This is a genomic window from Pantoea sp. SM3640 (assembly GCF_015654165.1).
GTDB lineage: Bacteria > Pseudomonadota > Gammaproteobacteria > Enterobacterales > Enterobacteriaceae > Pantoea > Pantoea vagans.
In genome coordinates, this window is sequence record NZ_CP064872.1 from 2368631 (window position 1) to 2389018 (window position 20388).

Genomic DNA, 20388 nt, shown 5'->3' on the forward strand with positions numbered 1-20388 from the left:
AGTCGTCACGCGCTACCTGCGGTAGCGTCCAGCACTCAATTTATCATCCTGACGCTGTTTTAATCCGATAAAAAAAGCGGCATCGCTGCCGCTTTTTCAGATTACGCGTTTTTTGCCAGCGCGTTCGGGTTGAGGTTAAGTTTCTGATAACTCTCTACCCACTGATGATACTTGTCCGCATTTTCCCAAAGTCGGGTGTGAACACGGGCCAGCACCACCGGATCGCTGATCAACTGCAGACGCTGTTCACGACCCAGTTTATCCGGAGCATCGCTCAGCGCCTGATCCACACGGCGGTCACGCGCATAGTCCAGTAACTGACTCTGCTTATGACGCGATGTCGCCAGTGCCGTTGCCAGCGCGTTGAAGGCGGGATGGAACAGGGCATGCATAAAGCCATTTTCCAGCGCGCGTTCGCGGTTCAGCAGCACATAGCGATCGGTATCGACCAGCTCCTGCGGCGGCGAGTACTCTTCCGGGATCAGGAACAATTTGGCTTTCTTGCTCTTAATCCCCAGGGTTGAGCGACTCGACATCACCGAAACAAACGGCGACAGGATCAGTGAGAAGACAATCGGAGCCAGCCACCACAGGAAGTTAAGATCCAGCAGTCCCATACCAGTTGCCCACACCAGACCTAATGCCATTTGCGAACCGTGACGTTTAAACGCCTCGCTCCATGGAGTGGCATCGTCATCACGCTGCGGTGAGTTCCACACCACTTCCCAGCCAAGGAAAGCACTGACGACGAACACTGTATGGAACAGCATGCGCACCGGTGCCAGCAGCACCGAGAACAGCGTTTCCAGCACCAGTGATGCCAGCAGGCGCAGCGGACCACCGTAGGCCTTCGATCCTTTAAACCAGATCAACACCACACTCAGCATCTTCGGCAGGAACAGCAGCACCATCGTGGTTGAGAACAGCGCTATCGCCAGCTCAGGACGCCACTGCGGCCAGACCGGGAACAGCTGTCTGGGTTGCAGGAAGTAGGTCGGTTCCATCAGCGTATGCACCACCTGTAAGGCAGTGGAGAGCGCCAGGAACATGAACCACAGCGGAGCCGACAGATAGGACATGACACCGGTCAGGAATACCGCACGGTGAACCGGGTGCATCCCTTTTACCAGGAACAGGCGGAAGTTCATCAGGTTACCATGACACCAGCGGCGGTCACGCTTCAGCTCATCCAGCAGGTTCGGTGGCAGCTCTTCATAAGAGCCCGGCAGGTCATAAGCAATCCAGACGCCCCAGCCTGCACGACGCATCAGCGCGGCTTCAACGAAGTCATGCGACATGATCGAACCGGCAAAGGAGCCTTCACCCGGTAACGGGGCCAGCGCACAGTGCTCAATAAAGGGTTTCACGCGGATAATGGCGTTATGGCCCCAGTAGTGAGACTCGCCCAGCTGCCAGAAGTGCAGACCGGCAGTAAACAACGGACCGTAGACGCGGGTAGCGAACTGCTGACAGCGCGCATAGAGCGTATCCATACCTGAGGCTTTCGGCGACGACTGGATGATACCGGCATTCGGATTCGCGTCCATCATGCGCACCAGACCGGTCAGACACTCACCGCTCATGACGCTATCGGCATCCAGTACGACCATGTAGCTGTAGTTGCTACCCCAGCGACGGCAGAAGTCATCGATGTTACCGCTTTTACGCTTCACACGACGACGACGGCGGCGATAGAAGATCTTGCCCGCCCCGCCAACATCCCGCACCAGTTCCATCCAGGCTTTCTGCTCGGCAATGGCGATATCCGCATCGTAACTGTCGCTGAGAATGTAGACGTCAAAATGTTCAGCGTTCCCGGTGCGAACCACGGATTCCCAGGTTGCACGCAGACCCGCATAGACACGTTCAACGTCTTCATTACAGATCGGCATAATCAGCGCGGTACGATGTTCCGGATTCAGCGGCTCATCTCCGACCGTTGAATACGAGATACTGTATTTGTCACGGCCAATCAACAGCTGCAGGAAGCCCATCAGGGCGGTCCAGAAACCGGCTGAAACCCAGCAGAACAGGATAGCGAACAGGAACAGGATGCCGGTCTGCAACACATAGGGCAGGATCTGCATCACCGACTGCTGCCAGTTCTGATTGATCATCTCCATCGGGTCCAGCAGCGTCCAGCCCTGATAGGGCAGAATGCTCTTCATGTACCAGGTGGCGACCACGGTCTGGAAAATGGTCAGGATCAGCAGGATGTAGCGGCGAATCGAACCGACATGACGCCACTTCTCTTCGGCACGCTGCTCTTCCGCATTGGCATAACGCGGCACCGATTTGTGTCCACGCAGTGAGTCCCAGGCACGGGCAACCGGGTTGGTACGCCAGGCTTCCGGGAACATCAGTGAGCGTTTGACCTTCGGCATCGCTTTCAGCGTGGTGCGGTCGAGATAATCTTTACCTAACTGCTGGCCGTCAGCCAGCGAATCGGGCCAGGCCATTTCGACCCGCGATGAGACCGATTTTAACGGCGCATCGTCGGGACGATCACTGGCTGCGACATCCCTGCCCAGCGCATCATGGATGAAGTGGAACTCGCCGGCATTCTGCAATGAGACGCTCAGGCGGGCCTTCCCTGCCGCATCCAGCGGCAGAGATTCCACATAACGTTGAGGTGTAAAAGTGGATTTATTCATTGGCAGGTAACTGATAGCTCCAGGTTTCCGTCAATGTCTTGTCGCCGCTTACCAGGGCCGCACGCATTTCGGTGGACTGCTTGGTATCTTTCACACGCAGACGCAACACCAGACGCCAGCCTTTGGTGACCGGGTTATAACGTACGCTCTGCTCAACCACATCGGCATTTTTGCCGACGCTGACCTGCGGGGCCACCTGGCTGTTTTCCGCCATCTTACTCATGTCTTTACCCACGAAGTCGATGGTGAAAGCCACGGTGCCATCCGGCTGACGCACGAGATTAGACTGCTTCACGTCACCCGCTGAACGGAGGGTATTTTTGACCCAGGCCGTATCATCGGAGTGCAGCTGGTTTTCGTCGCGCGAGAAATGCAGACGGTATTTGAAGTTCATCTCTTTGCCAGGCTCTGGCAGTGTCTCTGGCGTCCAGAACGCAACGATGTTGTCGTTGGTTTCGTCTGCCGTCGGGATTTCAACCAGTTCAACCCGGCCTTTACCCCAGTCGCCGATTGGCTCAACCCAGCCGCTTGGACGCAGGTCATAGCGGTCATCAAGATCCTGATAGTTGTTAAAGTCACGCCCGCGCTGCAGCAGACCAAAACCTTTTGGATTTTCGATGGTGTAAGTGCTCACCGCCAGATGACGCGGGTTATTCAGCGGACGCCAAATCCACTCCCCGTTGCCATTGTGGATGGAGAGACCGTCCGAGTCGTGCAGTGCCGGACGGAAGTTGTTCACCGTGGATGGCTGATTCTGACCAAACAGGAACATACTGGTCAGCGGCGCAATACCCAGTTTGCCGACGTTATCACGCAGGTAAACTTTTGACTGCACATCAACGGTTGACGCCTCACCCGGATGCAGCACAAAGCGATACGCACCCGCCGCGCGCGGCGAATCGAGCAGTGCATAGATCACCAGCTGTTTGTCCTGTGGTTTAGGACGCTGAATCCAGAACTCTTTGAAACGCGGGAACTCTTCACCGGACGGCAGTGCCGTATCGATGGCGAGTCCACGCGCCGACAGGCCATAAACCTGACCGGCACCGATCACCCGGAAGTAGCTGGCACCCAGGAAGCTGGAGATCTCATCGTTTTTACCCTTGTTGTTAAGAGGGTAAAGCACTTTGAAACCGGCAAAACCGAGGTTTTTCACCGCATCCGCGTCATGTTTTACATTACCGAAATTAAAATAATCGGGGTTGTATTTAATCTCGCGCACCGCGCTGGCGGTCACTTCGTTAATCTGCACCGGGGTATCGAAGTACATACCCTGATGATAGAACTCCAGCTTGAATGGCGTGCGCAGTTTGCCCCAATACGCTTTATCGTGGTTAAACTGGATCTGCTGATAATCAGCAAATTTCATTTCACGAAATTGAGAGGGTAAATTGCTTTTAGGCGCTTCGAAGCTTTTCCCTGCCAACGCTTTGGCTTGTTTTGCAACATCATCGATGTTAAACGCCCAACTGTTATTAGCGTACAACGCCAGCAGAACCGCAGTACCAATCCAGCGTACCTTCATCAGTCCGGCTTTATTTTTTTCTTTAGTCAGCACATCCCCCCCTTTCGTGTGCTTAAATCAAACCCGTTTATCTTAAAGGATTATTCGGTTTTCCGACAGCTTATGCGCAACATTGTTCCCGCATTTCGTCAGGCTTAACGCTACTTTTAGGACAATTAGACACTACGGATTCCACTGATAGTATACCCGGTTTATCCCAGGTAGAATTCTGGCAGAGCATAATCCGGTTTCAGGGTGAAACTGGCCAAACGTACTAACGAACTGGAACTTTATGAGTACTGTAAAACCTGAACGTGAATACTTCCTCGACTCCATCCGCGCATATCTGATGTTACTGGGGGTGCCGTTTCACGTTTCCCTCATCTACTCAGCACAGAAATGGGCAGTAAACAGCCAGGAGGCCTCGTTATGGCTGACGCTGCTGAATGATTTTATCCATGCGTTTCGCATGCAGGTCTTTTTTGTCATCTCGGGCTATTTCTCCTACATGCTATATCTGCGCTATCAGCCACGCCGTTTCCTGAAGGTGCGACTGGAACGCGTGGGGATACCGCTTCTCACCGCCGTTCCGCTGCTCACGCTGCCGCAATTTTTCATGCTGAAAGCGTGGACAGATAAACTGGCTGACTGGCCGCGTTTCACGCCGTATCAGAAGTTTAATAACCTGATGTGGGAGCTGATTTCACACCTGTGGTTCCTGGTGGTGCTGGTGATGCTGACTACGCTGGGCATGGTGACGTTCCGCTGGTTGCGCGATCAGCATCGCACCATTGATTACACACGGGTTGGCTGGGGTGCACTGACCGCTGGCATGCTGGCGTGGGCGCTGGTGTGGTGCGTGTTCCGCCGTCTGGTGTTTATGTTTCAGCCCGCCTGGCTGATGGATGGTTTGTTCAGCATTGTTGTGATGCAGACACTTTTCTATCTGCCATTCTTTATGCTCGGGGCGCTGGCGTGGAAGCATCCACCGCTGAAGCAGCTGTTTGTACGGTTTAATCCGGTGATGTGGATTGGCGCGGTGTTGATGTTTGTCGCCTACTGTACCAATCAGCGACTGAGCAGCGGCGATGGCTGGTTATATGAGCTGGATGCGATCATCACGACGCTGATGGGCCTCTGCATGCTGAACGTCTGCTTCTGCTTTGGTCACAAACTGCTGAACGCGCATTCACCGCGCATCATGTATCTGGTCAATGCATCGCTGTTTATCTACCTGGTGCACCATCCGCTGACGCTGCTGTATGGCATTTATGTCACGCCGCGCATCGAAAATAACACGCTGGGCTTCTTCGTTGGCCTGTTGATGGTGTTTGGCATCGCGTTTCTGCTGTATGAGATTCACCTGCGCATCCCGCTGCTGCGGTTCCTGTTCTCCGGGAAGTTTGAGCGCAAACAGGCCGGACAAGGGAATTGATGGTGTTATATACAGACAGCACAAAAAATTAAAGCGATGGGAGCAAACGCCAGTAGCAAAGCATAGCGGGCCAGGGATGGCCCGCGCTGAGCCCGCCATGGATGGCGGGTTTTGCGTCTTTGCGAAGGGCGTATGCTCCCTGAGCCCGCGCAGGGTCCATCCTGGATCTTACAGCAGCCACTCAATCGGCAGTCGCCACACTAACCGCACCTGAAGCCGTTGCCACCAAGAGCAGCCCGGTTCGTGCTTGTGCACGATCTGCTGCGGCTCATCCGGATACTCCAGCCAGTTTACCCGTCCCCACTTATCCAGCCGCAGTGTCCATGCCCGATCGCGCATCGACTGGCTGAAACGTTGATGCGTTTCTCCGGCCAGCGCCGCACTCTCGATAACCAGTCCCATCTCGGTATTCAGCACGGCTGAACGGGGATCGAAGTTAAACGAGCCGATAAACAACGTTTTTTGGTCCACCGAAAAGGTTTTGGCATGCAGGCTGGAGCCAGAATTACCGGTTAAGCCCCGGTCGTGCGGGGCTTCAGGGACGCCCGCCTGCGGTTTCAGCTCATAAAGCGCAATGCCGTGGCGCAGCAGCTTTTTGCGCCATTTAGCGTAACCGGCATGAACAATCGACACATCGTTGGCCGCCAGCGAGTTGGTCAGAATGGCAATTTTCACCCCTTTGCGCTTCAGCGCCAGCAGCTGGGCGACACCTGCGCGGGTTGGCACAAAGTAGGCCGAGATGATGTCGAACTGCTGTTGTGGCGTGCCAATCACCTCCAGCATCCGCTGCGGCAGCAGGCTTCTGGCGCGTGCTTTACCCAGCCCTTTACGCGGATCGTCACTCAGCAGGCGCGCTTTTGCCCAGGTCAGCGCCAGCGTCCCCTCTTCCAGCTCCTGCAGCAGCGATGAATTTTCCAGCCGCTGCAGGTAGCGCTGCACCGGTTCACTGTGACGCCATTCTGCTGGCAGACTCACACTGTCCTCTTCCGGCGCCTCGTCATCCAGCACCTTCTGCAGCGGGGACACCGGCTTACTGTGCCAGTAGCGCTCAAAATCCTCTGCAACCTCTTTCACCACCGGGCCAATCGCCATCACGTCGAGATCGGCAAACAGCGGTTCATTACCGGTGCCGAAATATTCGTCGCCGATATTGCGCCCGCCGACCACGGTCGTCACGCCATCCACCGTAAAGCTTTTGTTGTGCATGCGGCGGTTCAGACGGGCAAAATCAGTGAGATAGCCCAGCGCTCGCAGCGTGCGAAACGAAAATGGGTTAAACAGCCGGACCTCAATATTGGGATGGCGATTAAGCTGGGCCAGCGTCTCGTCCAGACCCGGCGTATTATTGTCATCCAGCAACAGCCGTACCTTCACGCCGCGCCGGGCTGCTTCCAGTACAGCGCTGAACAGCAGCCGGCCAGAGAGATCGTTTTGCCAGATGTAATACTGAATATCGAGTGAACGCTCCGCTTTCTGCATCAGCAGATAGCGGGCAGCAAAGGCATCCAGCCCGTCGCTCAGCTGATGGACACCGCTCAGCCCTGGATGGCGCTGACACTGAGGCTCCAGCCGTGTTTCCAGCCAGCTGGTCTGTTCTGATGGCTGCGAGAGCTCAAACGCTTCGGTCATGAAAATTCCCTGTAAAATGCAGTTATTTTTATTATTCCCCGGCCCGGCGTCTGACGCCATACCTCTGCTCCGATTGAGTGAGCGGTCGCGGGCGTTTTTTAGTCTAGACTTAACCGGACGATCTGTGACCGGCATTTGTCCGGCAGGAGAGGAATATGTCTCATCAATCCCTTACAGATGCCCGCCAGCGCTACCATCCCAGCCTGTTTCGCAGCTTTTTCCAGGGAAGTTTCCCCTGCTCCACCGCCTGCCGTACGCCAGGGAAACGTCTGGATATGGTGATCAGCAGCGGACACGATATGCTGCTGGAAAAAGATTATGCCGCGCTGGCTGAGCAGCATCTGCTGACCGCCCGCGACGGTGCGCGCTGGCATCTGATTGAAAAGATTCCCGGTCAGTATGACTGGCAGAGCTTTCTGCCCATGGTTGACGCCGCACGACGTCAGCAGATGGAGATCATCTGGGAGCTGGCGCACTTTGGTTATCCCGATCATCTTAATATCTGGAAAGCCGAATTTGTTGATCATTTTAGCCGGTTCGCCCGCGCGATGGCGCAACTGATGCGCGACCAGGGCATTGAGCGCCCCTTTTTTACGCCGGTGAATCAAATCTCATTCTGGTCGTGGGCCGGTGCGGATGTCGCCTGGTTTAATCCCCATGCCGCACAGCGTGGTAAAGAGCTGAAGCGCCAGCTGGTCCGCGCCTCGCTGGCGGCGATTCATGCGATTCGCGACGTCTATCCGGAGGCACGCTTTGTGCTGACCGACCCGCTGGTTCAGATTGCCCATCATCCTGATAACCCGGACAGCAAGCCTTATGCCGATGCGCATCACCAGGCGCAGTTTGAAGCCTGGGATATGCTGGCTGGCCGCGTTGATAAGGAGTTAGGCGGCAGTGAAGATTGCCTGGATATTCTGGGCCTGAACTACTATCCCGACAACCACTGGTTTTTCCCCAATCAGCCAATGTCACAAGATGATCCGGTGCGCGAGCCGCTGCATATTCTGCTGGCGCAGTGCTGGCAACGCTTCCGGCGTCCGATGCTGATTGCCGAAACCGGCGCAGAAGGTGATGCACGTGCGCCCTGGCTACAGGAGATCAGTGAAAATGTGGCGGTGGCGCTGGATCAGGGCATTGCGGTGGAGGGGATATCGCTCTATCCGGTGGTGGAATATCCCGCCTGGGCCGATGACCGACGTTCGCCAGGTCCGCTGCTGGGATTAGCCGATCCCAATGGCAACCGGAACCTGCATGAGGCGTTAGCGCTGGTGTTGCGCAGTCAGCAGATTAAGTTTGCGACGCGTAATCAGACAGGCTGAGACGGTGACTTTTTGGGGTGACAGGACTGAACGTCGAGCGTGGGGTCGGCAGGATGACGAACGTCGGTAAGCCAGACCATCGTAAACAGGAAGGTCACCCCGATCAGGCAGGCAGCCAGTAAACCGATAATTGCGATTAATTTATCATCTCCGGAGTCCATCGCCTTCTCCTTATTCAGTCCGTTGGATCCCCTGTCTGCGTCAGCTCATCCAGAGCGTAATCATCAGCACAAAGATTATAAGCGTTACCGAGGTCACCGCAAGCACCACTATCGCAAAGTGCGCATCGTCAAGTGACTGGCGAATCGGCTCATCGTGATCGTCGGGCGGCAAGGGCAAAGACATAACTATCCTGTGAAAAATAGGGATCGCCGACAGTGATGCGGCGGGTGACAGTGTAAATCAAAGGCTGATTATCGTCCGGTTTTTTCTTCTGAAAGATAAACCGGCCCGTGCCAGTGCAGCACGGGCCTGAGATCAGACGCCGCGCCAGCGCCTGAAGATCAGTGAGGTATTAATTCCACCAAAGGCAAAATTGTTGCTCTGGATATAGTCGGTCTCCAGCTCTCGAGGCTTACCCATGATGTAATCCAGCTGACCACCGTCGGCGGTGGGTTGTGTCAGGTTCAGGGTTGGCGCAAACCACCCTTCGCGCATCATCTCAATGCTCATCCAGGCTTCCAGCGCCCCACAGGCACCCAGCGTATGACCAAAATAGGATTTCAATGAAGAAATGGGCGTGGTTTCGCCAAATACCGCCGCAGTCGCCAGACTTTCGGCCATATCACCGCGCTCAGTGGCTGTGCCGTGCGCATTCACGTAGCCCACCTCTGACGCTGTAATTCCTGCACTCTGTAATGCCCGCTCGATGCAAATCTGCATGGTTTCCCGCTGCGGCTGCGTGATATGGGCCGCGTCACAGTTGGTGTGAAAACCGGTGAGCTCGGCGTAAATGGTGGCGCCGCGCGCCTGAGCATGTTCCAGCGACTCCAGAATCAGCGTGCCTGCCCCTTCACCAATCACCAGACCATCGCGCTGCTGATCAAAAGGCGCGGGCGTGGTGTGGGGAGCGTCGTTACGCTGGCTGGTGGCAAACAGCGTATCGAACACTGCGGCTTCCGACGGACAGAGTTCTTCGGCTCCCCCCGCCACCATCACCGTCTGATAGCCGTGACGAATCGCTTCCCAGGCATAGCCAATCGCCTGACTGCCAGAGGTGCAGGCGCTGGAGGTCGGGATCACCCGGCCGCGCAGGCCGAAAAACAGCCCGGCATTAACGGCAGCGGTATGCGGCATCATCTGCACATAGGTGGTGCCGGTAATATTGTTAGTGTGCTTTTCCGTCAGCATGGTGGCGAACTCGCTGACCGGCCCGGTGCTGCCGGTCGACGAACCGTAGGCGATACCCGTTTCTCCACTGGTCAGCACCGGATGATCAATCAGGCCCGCCTGAGTCAGTGCCAGCTCGGTCGCGCGCGTTGCCAGCAGCGAAACACGGCCCATGGCGCGGATACGCTTGCGGGTGTAGTGCGCAGGCAGCACAAAATCATCCACGGGCGCGGCCAGCAGAGTATGCAGTCCGTCATAAACCTGCCACTCCGGCATAAAACGTACCGCATTGCGGCCAGCACGGATGCGTGCCGAGATCTCAGCCCAGGACTCCCCAAAGGCGGTCACGCCGCCCATGCCGGTTACGACGACCCGCTGGATCACAGCATGCCTCCATTAATCGAAATCACCTGACGCGTCACGTAACCGGCGATATCGGACATCAGATAGCTCGCCAGCCCGGCGACCTCTTCAGCCGCACCCATGCGCTTCATCGGCACGATCTTCATCGCCTCTTCAATCACCTGCGGCTCCAGCCCTTCCATGCCGGTGTCGATCAGCCCCGGCGCGATGCAGTTAACCGTGATTTTACGTTTAGCCAGTTCAATCGCCAGCGCCTTGGTGGCACCAATAATGCCTGCTTTCGCCGCACTGTAGTTGACCTGGCCGCGATTGCCCATCATCCCGGATACCGAAGAGAGCGTGATAATGCGGCCACCGCGTCGCAGGCCGATCATCGGCATCACGCAGGGCTGGATCACGTTGTAAAAGCTGTCGAGATTGGTATGGATTACGCTGTCCCACTCCTGATCCGTCAGCGCGGGAAAGGCTGCATCACGGCTGATACCGGCATTGCTCACCACGCCATAGTAGGCACCGTGTTGCGCAATGTCCGCCTCCAGCGCGGCGCGGGTTGCCGTCCGGTCAGCAACATCAAATCCCAGCACCCGTCCACTGCCGCCTGCAGTCTCGATCTGTTGGAGGCACTGCTCAGCACCATCGCGATCGCGGTTGAAATGTACGATAACCTGATAGCCATCCTGAGCGAGACGCAGCGCTATTGCGCGGCCTATGCCTTTACTGGCGCCCGTGACCAATACTGAATCTGTCATGGCTGATTTCCTTGTGACATTAATTGCTGTAACTCTGCTTCATTGGGTTGATAAGTATTCAGACGGCCGCTGGCAAGCCGCTGCGTGCCATAACGAATGTCGCCTTCAAAGCTGCCCATGCGGTCGTCGCGCATCAGCAGCGTCATCCGGATATCCAGCGTGACATTAGCGGGAAACCGGGGATGCTCTGCCCGCCAGCCGCGTCCGCCCAGCAGCATACCGGGTGGGATCAGGGTTGCACCGCCCTGCTTTGCATGCCAGCCCGACCAGACGCCCACAGTTTGCGCCATCATCTCCACGCCAAACCAGGCGGGCAGTTCACCCTGTGGCGTCAGGAACGGTGCCAGTAAGCCACCAGCGCAGGTCGAAACCTGACAGTGAACCTGCTCATCATCGACGGCAATCAGTTGATCAAGCAGCAGCATCGGTGCAGCGTGCGGCAGCCAGAGCGCCGCGGGAGAGTTAATCATTATCAGGTCGCCCCAGAATCAGACAGGTGTTGTTACCGCCAAAGGCGAATGAATTAGAGGCGATGACCGGCCGTTGCAGCGCCTGTGGCTGTAACAGCAAGCCGCAATCCGGCAGTGTCTCATCCTGCGCCGCCTCACTGAAATCCTGCGCGGGCAGCGGCAGATTTTCCTGCAGGATCAGCGCACTGAGTGCGGCTTCGCATACGCCCGCCGCACCGAGCGTATGGCCGGTCAGATGTTTGGTCGAACTGCACGGCACTGCATTGCCAGACAGACGCGCTATCACGGCGGCTTCCATTTGATCGTTCAGCGGCGTCGCTGTGCCGTGCAGATTGATATAACCCACCTGCTGCGGCAACAGATTCGCCTGTTGCAGCGCCATGCGCATCGCCCGTTCAGCGCCCTCACCCTGCGGATGGGGCGCAGACATGTGCCAGGCGTCAGAAGATTCGCCGACGCCCAGCAGCGCCAGCGGCTGCGGTTCGCGCGTCAGCAGCATTAGCGCGGCCCCTTCGCCAATCGAGATGCCGTCGCGATCGCGGCTGAACGGGGCGCAGCGGCGTTCCGACAGCGATTCCAGACTGTCGAAGCCGTTAATCGGCATCCGGCTTAGCGAGTCCGCACCGCCCACCAGCGCCACATCCACCAGCCCTGCCGCGATCAGCCGCTGGCCGCTGATAATGGCGCGGGCACTGGAGGAACAGGCGGTGGAAATGGTATAGGCCGGGCCATCCAGATGCAGATAGTGAGCCAGAAAACGGGAAGGATCGCCCAGCTCCTGCATCTGGTAGTGATAATCCGGCTGGCTACCGCAAATCTGCTGATCGCCCTCATCCACGCCCGAGGTGCTGGTCCCCAGCACAATCGCCACTCTGCTGGCACCATAGCGCGTAATCGCCGCATCAAGTGCCGGGCGGATCTGCGCCAGCGCGGCAAGCAGCAGCTGATTATTACGGGTGTTGTGCGCACTCAGGGCGACCGGGATCGGGGGCAATTCGCCGTCAACCCTGCCGAGCCAGCAGGTACGATCACCGCTCAGCCAGCCATGACGCAGTTGCATGCCGGGTGCCTCACCTTTTTTCAGGCTGGCCGCAATATGCTGACTGTCATTACCCAGGGCATTCAGCATGCCGATGGCAGAGATGTAGATCATGAGGCGTCCAGATGTTGAATGCGGATCTGATAGCCAAAGGCATGCTGCTGAATGCTGATCGGCTGGCGCTGATTACCGCGTTGCAGATAATCAATTTCGGTCACCAGTTGGTTATCGGCATCGATCAGCAGGCGCTTTAACCCCTGATCCTGCAGCGTCCAGCCTGGCGGCAGCTGTTTTTGCCACACCTCCAGCGGCCAGTAGCTGAGCATGATGTCCGCCAGCACCTGACTGGCGGGTGGCATGTGCGGCAGCGGCATCAGCTGCTGAGTGTGAATACCGCTGGCATCGTAGCGCAGGCTGAACAGGCGGATACCCACCGAAGAGAGCCCGGCCAGATCGATTTGCTGTTCATCGGCGCTGAGCAGTACCAGCAGTGACTGACTCTGACCTTTAACCTGCCCGGTCAGCAACTGCTGCTGCTGGAAGGCCGGACGGATGCCCGGCGGTGGCAGCGTCACTTTCACGCCTGGTTTCAGCCAGGCAGAGGGACGGCTGCTGTCGGGTGCATGGCCGGCACAGGCGCTGAGCAGCAGAGCCGTCAGCAGAATAAAGGCGGCGCGGATCATCGTTTACTCCTTGATCGGGTGGGTCGCATCGCCAGCGGCGACAGCAGGAACGCGCTGAAGATGCCGCTGCATAATACGGTGCCAAAACTGGCAATCGCGCTGGTGCTGCTGAAGACCAGCATTCCCAGCGTCAGTAAGGTGGTTATCATCGCCAGCGATACCGCCAGCAGCGAGGTCAGCGGCGTCCCCTGTGGGTTGCTGAAAAATAGCGTGTAGTTAATTCCGATGCCCAGCACCAGAATCAGCGCCAGCAGCGCGAACAGGTTGAGCGATGCACCGATCCAGCCCAGCGTGGCCAGCGCCATCGCCAGCGACAGCAGCGACGGCAGCGAGCTGCGTAAGCCCGCCTTTAATCCCAGCCGCACGACAAAACTCAGGGTAATCAGTAGCAGCGCCAGCGCCAGTAATCCGCTCAGTAACGTCCGCCAGAAGCTGAACAGCGAATCGTAACTCGCTTTGCGATCGATCCAGCTGATGCCCGGATGCTGCTTAGCCAGCTCTGCGAGTGCGGCGCTGTTTTTGACGCCGCTGGTGGGGATCAGAATGCCACTCTGCCCGTCCGGCAGCGTCAGCCACAACAGTCGCCAGCCTTCACTCAGCGGACTCGCCAGCCAGGCCTCTGGCGTCACCGGCATCGGGGTCAGATCCGGCGCGGCCAGCGCTATCCCCGCCTGCTGCACGCGAGCCGTAATCGTTGGAGCGGCCTGCTGCAGCAACTGCAGATCCTGCTGTTGCTGCGCCAGTGACGACAGCGGCAGCAGACGATAGCGCTGCAACCAGCCCTGCTGCTGCGCCTGGTGCAGGTCCGGTGCCAGTTTTTCCAGCCGCTGCAGCGTCTGCTGTGCATCATCGCCCCAGACCACAAACCAGGTCTGATCGGCGCGCTGGCCGGTCAGGGTTGCCAGCTGGCGATCCTGCTCCAGCAGCTGCGCAGGCGCACTTTGCAGATGCGCGATGTCATCATCCACTTTTAGCTGAGCAATCCCGGACACGGCGAAGATAGCCATCAATACGGGTAATCCGACACGCAGCCCACGCTGACGACGCCAGGCAGCAAGCCAGCGGGCCAGGGGCACCATCAGCGGCACCGGACGCACCGGTAATCCAGGAACCAGCCACGGATAGATCAGAATCACCGTCAGGCAGGAGGCGGTTAAGCCGCTGGCGGCAAACACCGCCAGCTGACGCAGCCCCGGAAACGGCGCCAGCAGCATCAGCAACCAGGCAATGGCCGTGGTCGCGAGCGCCAGCAGCAGCGTGCCACGCACTTTACGCAGGCTCTGCCACGGTGTCTGCTGATCGCCGTGCACCATGCGCTCGGTGAGATAATAGAGTGTGTAATCTGCCGAGATGCCGACAATACTCAGGCTCATCACCAGCGTCATCAGATGTAGCTCGCCGAAGCAAAGCAGCGTCATCACCGTGCCCGCCATTGCGCCAATGGCCACGGAGGTCACCGTCAGCAGCAGCGGACGCAGTGAGCGGAAGACCAGCAGCACCAGCAGGACGACGCCAGCCAGCGTCACACTGCCCAGCGTTTTGACATCATGCTGAGCACGCTGACTGGCGTTGTCGCTGAACAGCACCGTGCCCCGCGTCAGCAGTTTCGCCTGCGGCCAGCGGCTTTTAAGCTGCTGTTCCAGCGCGCTGAGCCGGGTCACCAGCGCATGACTTTGCTGCATACTGAAGGCGTTATTTGCCAGCTCGCCATGCAGAAAATACCACTGCTGACCCTGCTCATTTTTTACGGTCAGCCAGCCATCATGCAGCGTCATCCGCCCAGCGTTCTGGGCCAGCGCCAGCTGCGAACCGCGCACCAGCATCAAAGGATCGCCTTGCAACTCTTTGCTGCTGACGCCCGAGAAGGCCGAGAAGAGCTGCGCCAGCAGCCAGTCGGCCTGCGCTTCGCCGCCGTTCTGCAACCGGCTGCGCGTCGCCTCATCAATCAGGCCGTTACGGTGTTGCCAGGCAAAGCGGCCCCACTGCTGCTGCTGTTGTCCATCAAGATCGCCCTGCACCTGTTTCAGATCAGGCAACGCGCGCAGCTGAGCCAGCCACCAGGCGGCGACCTGGGGATCGTCCTGCTCACCGGGTGAAACCAGCCACACCATCTGGCGATCCAGCCGCTGCATAAAGCCCTGCTGCAGCGCAGGCGGTGCCGCGCCCAGATTCTGCTGCGGCAGAAGCGCCAGCACGCTGCTGTTGAGCTGACTGCGCGGCAACAGAAAAGCGAGCGCGGCGGCCAGCAGCAGGCAGAGGGCCAGCCACAGAATGGCCAGCAGCCGATCATTACGGCCCCGCAAAACGCGCCTGCTCCTCGTCGCTTAACTGTGGCGGTTCAATACGGGTGTTGCTGAGCTGAATCTGCGTCTTATCGCCCTGCTTATCGTCCAGGTTGATACTATCCAGGAAGGTGCTGCCCGCCAGCGAGATACGGTTGAAGATTTTGTTGAGCGGCGCGGCTTTCGGCGTCAGTTCCAGCGTCCAGGCGCCATTGCCACGATCGCTGAAGGCCACGCTGAAGTTCTCATTCAGCACCTTCTGATCGGCCCGGAACAGCGCCCGCAGCAGATGGTTGAACTGGAACATCTGCGGATTACTGTCGGCGGTGATCACCTGCGGCTTCTGACCGCTGAGGCTCTGCACCATTCGTTTATCATCCAGCAGCAGGGTCATCACAAACGGCGTCTGTTGATGCCACCACAATCCCTGTTCGCGGGCGATTAGCATCTCTCCGTGCGACACCAGCGGCTGACGCATGCCTGCGATGGTGCGCGTCTGGGTGAAGTCTGCCCGGATCACCGGCTGGCTGGAAAAACGCTGTTGAAGCTGATCCAGTGTGACCGCACTGGCGGCACCGGCCCACAGCAACAGGCTGGTAAGCACTATTTTCAGCATCCTTTCACTCCTAAACGTTCCAGTAAAATGTCGGGCGATACAAAGCATAACGCCTGACTTTCCTTCTCCACCGCTACCTGTAGGGTATGCGCTTTGGTCGTGATCTGATCGGCAGCGTTGCGCACTTCATAGTCGATGCGCAGGCGGTTCTCATATTCAGTAATCCGTGCGCTGACGCGAATCGTCTCTTCGCAGCGCAGGGGCTGACGATATTTGACCCGGGTATCGACCACCGGCCAGACGTAGCCGCTGGCGGCCATTTCGGCATAGCTGTAATTAATGCTGCGCAGCAGGGCTTCGCGCGCCACTTCGAAAAAGCGGAAATAGTTACCGTGCCAGACCACGCCCATCGGGTCGCAGTCGTGGAATGAGACGGTCAGCACGACTTCAGCATGATGTTCAGTCATGGTCAGACTCCTTGTGGTGCGCCTGTTGCTCAGGCAGCGTCCAGAAATCGAAAAAGTTGAACCAGTCGAGCGGTGCCAGCAGCGCATAATGGGCCAGCCGTTCCGCGTAGTGATCGACCGCCTGTTGCAGCGCCTGCTGACGCTGCGCACGTGGCAACAGCAGCGGATCGGCAAACGGCTCACAGTGAATGCGCAGCTTACCCTGTTGCTGCAGGGCGAACATCAGCAGCACCGGACAGCGCAATGCGGCCGCCAGCACAAACGGCCCCTGAGGAAACGGGGCAGCACGACCCAGAAAGTCGCTCCAGATCACCCGTCGCTCGCCACCGCGCTGCGGATTCACCGCCGTGCGATCCCCGACAATCGCCACCCATTCACCTGCATCCAGCTTCTGCTGCAGCAGGATCGCCGTCTCCGGGCCGATATCGCTGACCGGCATCAGATTGACGCCCGCCTGTGGGGCGATGGTTTCCAGCACCGCCCGAAAACGCCGGGCGTTGTCGGTAAACACCAGCGCGTTAATCACCAGCCCGCTAACCTGCTGCGCCATGGCGCGACAGGCTTCAATGTCGCCAAGATGAGAAGCAAGAATCAGCTTGCCCTGACCCGCAGGCGCGCGGATTACCGCTTCCGCGCCCGGCGCAAAATCGATATCTCGTCCCCAGCGCAGATCGCCGCGCCAGCTGGCCACTTTATCCAGCATCGCCCCGGCAAAGCGCAGGAAATGGCGATAGCTGTTAAGCCGGGGCGGTAACGCTACCTGCCGCTGCTGTGCGGCGGCCGTCACCTGCGCCAGCCACTGCCGGGAGGCCGTGCGTGCGCGCTGACCGCTCAGCCAGTAAATCGCCACCACCGGCCAGAGCAGCAGCGTAAAAGGCAGTCGGCCGCCATAACGATAGACCGCCAGCATAAAGCGTAATCCCCACTGTCCGCGCCGTTCTGTTTCCACTGACCAGTGCGCTGGCGGTTTACGCATCGTCAGCAACCGGGGAATGCGCGGCAGCATGCCAAAGAAGAGCCGGGTGTGCATCCAGGAGATGCGCAGGTTGTCATAGAGTGCATCGAAGTGAGACAGCCCGCTGGCGGGATAGGTTACGCGGGTCGGGATAAAGCGACTGTGGATGCCCTGCCAGTAGAGTCGCACCATAATTTCGGTGTCGAAATCCATGCGCTGGCCGATAGCACGGCGATCGCACAGCGCCAGCGTCGCGGCCAGCGGATAGACGCGGAAGCCGCACATGCTGTCGCGGATCGACAGCGACAGCGTTTCAATCCAGACCCAGAAATGCGTGATGTAGCGACCATAAAGGCGTGATTTGGGGATCGAGTCGTCATACAGCGGCTGACCGGAAATCAGCGCATCGGGATAACGTTCAGCTTCTGCCAGCATCAGCGGCAGATCTTCTGCCTGATGCTGGCCGTCCGCGTCGAGCTGCACTGCATGAGTGAAACCACGTGCCGCCGCGGCCCGCAGGCCGTGGATCACTGCCGCGCCTTTGCCCTGATTACTGTCGAGCCGCAGCAGGCTGAGCTGCGGAGCGTGCAGCGTCGCCAGCTGAAGCTGGGTGGCGGCATCGCTTCCGTCATCCACCACGATCACCGGCAGATTAAAGGGAGCCAGCCGCGCCAGCACCGACGCCATCATTGCGCCGTGGTTGTAGCAGGGGATCACCACGCAGGGCGAAAATGCGGTGTTTAACACAGCGCAATCTTCCCGCTGCTGGCACTCTGCTCGCCGTTGTCACTCAGCAGGCTGTAACGGAAGCTCAGACGCGACTTTTCAGCGTCCCAGTCAAGATGGAGCTGTAACAGAGAGTCGGGTGTGACCGGCTGCTGAAATTTGATGTTTTCAATGGCGGCAAACTGTTTTCCGGGCGCAAGCAGCAATATCCCGTAGTGCATGACCCAGTCGAGCTGTGCCACACCAGGCAGAATCGGCAGGGTCGCGAAATGGCCCTGGAACCAGAACAGTCCGGCTTCAATCTGCAGGGTCAGCGTCACGCTGTCCGCCTGCAGCTCCCGGCTGCGTTCAATCGGCAACATGGAAAAGTTCCTCTATTTGCGGCCAGGCGCGTTTACTTTGGGGGGTAACCGGAATGGTAGCGACAACACGCCAGTAGCGCGGCATCGCCAGCGGTTCCAGCCAGCGCTGCAGCTGGCACTTCCACTGCTGTCTGCGCTGAGGCAATGCTGCTTCGTCCAGCGTGCTGTTCAGCGACAACACAACGCCAATCGCCTGACGCTCATGACGCGTGACCACCAGCGCCGCAGCATCGTCTATCTCCGGCAGGTCGGTCAGACGTCGCTCCACTTCACTTAACGAGATGCGCTTATCGCCGATTTTTACGATGCGATCGTGACGTCCTGCCAGCTGGAATCCGCCGTCCAGCTGCATATTCAACCGATCGTCAAGCGGAAGGCCGCATTCACCCGCAATCAGTGGCGACCAGACCTGCCAGCGATCGGGCGTCACCTGCTCCAGCCTGACTGCCGGGAAGCAGCGCCACGGCGCGTTGGTTCTATCACACCGACGCCAGGCCAGCGTGCCGGTTTCGGTGCTGCCATAGATTTCACTGACCGGACAGCCAAAACGCTGCCAGACCTGTTCCGCATCGGCACCGCGCAGTACGCCACCGGCAGAGACAATCAGTTCACAGGCGGGCGCGACAAGCCCGCTGTCCAGCCGCGATAAAAAGGCCGGGCTGCTGATAAACGCATAACGACAGTCGCGCGGAAGCTGAGCCAGCTGTTCGCCGTAAAACAGTGGCTGAGCGGAAAACGGCAGCCTGAGCATCATCGGCAAAAAAATCCGGAACGATAGACCGTAGAGATGCTGATGGCTGACCGAAGCGATAAACCGGCATCCTCGCAACTGCTCGCCCCACAGGTTGCGCAGCCACTGGCTCTCCTGCTCCATCACCGCCAGCGACTTCACCACCTGACGCGGCGCGCCGGTGGATCCCGAAGTGAAGAGCACCAGCGCTGAACGTGCCGGCAGCGGCGGTAACTGCCCCTGCGCTTCTGCGTCGTCACTCGCCAGCAGCGGAAGACTGACCGCCAGCGGCATGTCACACAGTACGCCATCCAGCCGATCAGCCATCTCATCCAGCAGCGCGGCACGGCTGTGTCCCGGCATCACCGGCGTTTTACCGGCGTACCAGCATGCCAGTAGGGCGACACAAAACCGGTAACTGTCATCGAAACAGAGCGCCCAGTGCCTGCCCGGCTGTGCCGCTAAGCGCTGGCTGAGTGCCAGCACCTGACGATACATCGTGCTGAGCATCAGCGGTTGATCGCCGCGCCAGGCGACCTCGCGCTCATCTCCTGTCAGCCAGTCAGCCACCCTCATGCTTTCCGCCTCACGCGCTGACGAATCAGCCATTCAGCCCCCATCAGCGCGGCGATGAGCAGATAGCTGATGCCGCCGTTCCACAGCGTCCAGAGCCGCAGATCGCCATTCAGACAGGTAAACAGCGCCATGCTGCCGTTGCCGATGAAAAACAGACACCATATTTGAGTCACGCGGCGGGTATAAAGTATCGCGGCAGCAGGCAGCTCAGGCTCGCGTAACCGGGCAATGCGTTCCACCAGCGGCATCGCACTCCAGAGTGAGGCGCCAAACACCAGCAGCATCGCCAGATTAACCGCCACCGGATACCAGAGCAGCAGATGCTGAGCGCGTAACAGCTGGCTGCTGACACAGAGCAGCGCGCCGAGTAGCGCCAGCCAGCCCATGACCGCGCCCATAGCATTCTGCTGACGACGCAGCTGCAGCCAGCGCAGACTAAACAGCAGCGCCAGCAGCCAGAACAGCCCCTGCCAGTGCGACTGAGTCAGTGCCAGCCAGACCAGCAGTGGCCAGGTCAGCAGCGTAAGCAGATTGAGCAGACGAAGAGTGGCAGCAGGCAC

General features: G+C 58.6%; 19 protein-coding genes. 2 read left to right on the forward strand and 17 right to left on the reverse strand.

Translation table 11 applies throughout. The features are described from left to right. Positions 1–101: 101 nt before the first annotated feature. Complete coding sequence (mdoH, locus tag IV493_RS11005; protein WP_041456749.1) at positions 102–2654, reverse strand: glucans biosynthesis glucosyltransferase MdoH; 2553 nt, start codon at positions 2652–2654, stop codon at positions 102–104. After that, positions 2647–4182 carry a glucan biosynthesis protein G gene (locus tag IV493_RS11010; RefSeq protein ID WP_195858180.1) on the reverse strand — a complete coding sequence of 512 codons (1536 nt, stop codon included), beginning with the start codon at positions 4180–4182 and terminating at the stop codon, positions 2647–2649. Before IV493_RS11010 ends, mdoH begins: the two co-directional genes overlap by 8 nt. A gap of 268 nt (positions 4183–4450) precedes the next feature. On the opposite strand from IV493_RS11010, the gene mdoC reads away from it, so the two are divergent. Then, on the forward strand, positions 4451–5593 hold the full coding sequence (gene mdoC / locus IV493_RS11015) for a glucans biosynthesis protein MdoC (RefSeq protein WP_013357417.1): 1143 nt from the start codon (positions 4451–4453) through the stop codon (positions 5591–5593). A 168-nt stretch (positions 5594–5761) separates the two neighbouring features. On the opposite strand, the gene IV493_RS11020 is transcribed toward mdoC, so the two are convergent. Continuing rightward, positions 5762–7222 (reverse strand): phospholipase D family protein, encoded by a 1461-nt coding sequence (locus IV493_RS11020; RefSeq protein ID WP_110331680.1) that lies wholly within the window; start codon positions 7220–7222, stop codon positions 5762–5764. Between the two features lie 155 nt (positions 7223–7377). Between IV493_RS11020 and IV493_RS11025 the strand changes: the two genes are divergently transcribed. Continuing rightward, positions 7378–8541: a hypothetical protein gene (locus IV493_RS11025; RefSeq protein WP_061062140.1), complete on the forward strand. Its 1164-nt coding sequence runs from the start codon at positions 7378–7380 to the stop codon at positions 8539–8541. Here IV493_RS11025 and IV493_RS11030 read toward each other — a convergent pair. The 14 genes from IV493_RS11030 to IV493_RS11095 all read right to left on the reverse strand — a co-directional run bounded on the left by IV493_RS11030 (position 8529) and on the right by IV493_RS11095 (position 20388). Beyond that, on the reverse strand, positions 8529–8702 hold the full coding sequence (locus IV493_RS11030; RefSeq protein WP_013357414.1) for a hypothetical protein: 174 nt from the start codon (positions 8700–8702) through the stop codon (positions 8529–8531). The two genes, IV493_RS11025 and IV493_RS11030, sit on opposite strands and share 13 nt — an antisense overlap. Before the next feature lie 40 nt (positions 8703–8742). Further along, positions 8743–8886 (reverse strand): hypothetical protein, encoded by a 144-nt coding sequence (locus IV493_RS11035; RefSeq protein ID WP_010246429.1) that lies wholly within the window; start codon positions 8884–8886, stop codon positions 8743–8745. Positions 8887–9018: 132 nt separating this feature from the next. Further along, positions 9019–10254, reverse strand: coding sequence for a beta-ketoacyl-ACP synthase (locus tag IV493_RS11040; RefSeq protein WP_187266171.1), 1236 nt, complete (start codon positions 10252–10254; stop codon positions 9019–9021). Then, positions 10251–10982: a 3-ketoacyl-ACP reductase FabG2 gene (locus tag IV493_RS11045; protein ID WP_033782600.1), complete on the reverse strand. Its 732-nt coding sequence runs from the start codon at positions 10980–10982 to the stop codon at positions 10251–10253. The genes IV493_RS11040 and IV493_RS11045 overlap by 4 nt, the downstream gene beginning before the upstream one ends. Next, positions 10979–11455 carry a hotdog family protein gene (locus tag IV493_RS11050; RefSeq protein ID WP_033782599.1) on the reverse strand — a complete coding sequence of 159 codons (477 nt, stop codon included), beginning with the start codon at positions 11453–11455 and terminating at the stop codon, positions 10979–10981. The genes IV493_RS11045 and IV493_RS11050 overlap by 4 nt, the downstream gene beginning before the upstream one ends. Beyond that, on the reverse strand, positions 11445–12605 hold the full coding sequence (locus tag IV493_RS11055) for a beta-ketoacyl-[acyl-carrier-protein] synthase family protein (protein WP_095707400.1): 1161 nt from the start codon (positions 12603–12605) through the stop codon (positions 11445–11447). The genes IV493_RS11050 and IV493_RS11055 overlap by 11 nt, the downstream gene beginning before the upstream one ends. After that, positions 12602–13174: a DUF3261 domain-containing protein gene (locus IV493_RS11060; protein WP_013357409.1), complete on the reverse strand. Its 573-nt coding sequence runs from the start codon at positions 13172–13174 to the stop codon at positions 12602–12604. Before IV493_RS11060 ends, IV493_RS11055 begins: the two co-directional genes overlap by 4 nt. Next, positions 13171–15477 (reverse strand): MMPL family transporter, encoded by a 2307-nt coding sequence (locus tag IV493_RS11065; protein ID WP_195857142.1) that lies wholly within the window; start codon positions 15475–15477, stop codon positions 13171–13173. The genes IV493_RS11060 and IV493_RS11065 overlap by 4 nt, the downstream gene beginning before the upstream one ends. Continuing rightward, positions 15464–16072: an outer membrane lipoprotein carrier protein LolA gene (locus tag IV493_RS11070; protein ID WP_195857143.1), complete on the reverse strand. Its 609-nt coding sequence runs from the start codon at positions 16070–16072 to the stop codon at positions 15464–15466. Before IV493_RS11070 ends, IV493_RS11065 begins: the two co-directional genes overlap by 14 nt. Further along, entirely contained in the window at positions 16066–16479 is a 414-nt protein-coding gene (locus IV493_RS11075; RefSeq protein WP_110331675.1) for a thioesterase family protein, read from the reverse strand. The genes IV493_RS11070 and IV493_RS11075 overlap by 7 nt, the downstream gene beginning before the upstream one ends. Beyond that, complete coding sequence (locus tag IV493_RS11080; protein ID WP_095707403.1) at positions 16472–18181, reverse strand: glycosyltransferase; 1710 nt, start codon at positions 18179–18181, stop codon at positions 16472–16474. The genes IV493_RS11075 and IV493_RS11080 overlap by 8 nt, the downstream gene beginning before the upstream one ends. Beyond that, entirely contained in the window at positions 18175–18522 is a 348-nt protein-coding gene (locus IV493_RS11085) for a 3-hydroxyacyl-ACP dehydratase FabZ family protein (protein WP_095707404.1), read from the reverse strand. Before IV493_RS11085 ends, IV493_RS11080 begins: the two co-directional genes overlap by 7 nt. Next, on the reverse strand, positions 18509–19828 hold the full coding sequence (locus tag IV493_RS11090) for an AMP-binding protein (protein ID WP_195858181.1): 1320 nt from the start codon (positions 19826–19828) through the stop codon (positions 18509–18511). Before IV493_RS11090 ends, IV493_RS11085 begins: the two co-directional genes overlap by 14 nt. Continuing rightward, entirely contained in the window at positions 19825–20388 is a 564-nt protein-coding gene (locus IV493_RS11095; RefSeq protein WP_013357402.1) for a hypothetical protein, read from the reverse strand. The genes IV493_RS11090 and IV493_RS11095 overlap by 4 nt, the downstream gene beginning before the upstream one ends.